Annotated in this window: 1 protein-coding gene; it reads left to right on the forward strand. The window is 64.0% G+C overall.

The features are described 5' to 3' along the window. Positions 1 to 444: type VI secretion system tip protein VgrG (gene vgrG / locus CYR32_RS21200; protein ID WP_146000750.1), on the forward strand; the 444-nt coding region annotated here is incomplete at both ends.

A 444-nucleotide genomic window follows, 5' to 3' on the forward strand; every position in this document is an offset into this window, starting at 1 on the left:
TCGTCCCCCGCTCATTCCGAAACCCAAAATGGCCGGCACCCTGCCGGCGCGGGTCACCAGCACCCAAGCCAACGACCGCTACGGCCATATCGACAAACATGGGCGCTACCGGGTCAACCTGCTGTTTGACCGGGCAGGCTGGCCCGCCGGTGAAGAGAGCCTGTGGGTGCGCCAGTCCCGAGCCTATGCGGGTGATACCTACGGCCTGCACCTGCCGCTGCTGGCAGGTACCGAGGTGGCGATAGGCTTTGAGGACGGCAACCCTGACCGGCCCTTTATTGCCGGGGTGTTGCATGACTCCTCACACCCCGACCACGTCACTATCCGCAACTACAGGCGCAACGTCTTGCGCACGCCTGCCAACAACAAACTGCGCCTCGATGACACCCGCGGGCAGGAGCACATCAAGCTCGCCACCGAGTACGGCGGCAAAAGCCAGCTCAA

This window comes from Chimaeribacter coloradensis (assembly GCF_002858715.1).
Classification (GTDB): Bacteria; Pseudomonadota; Gammaproteobacteria; order Enterobacterales; family Enterobacteriaceae; genus Chimaeribacter; species Chimaeribacter coloradensis.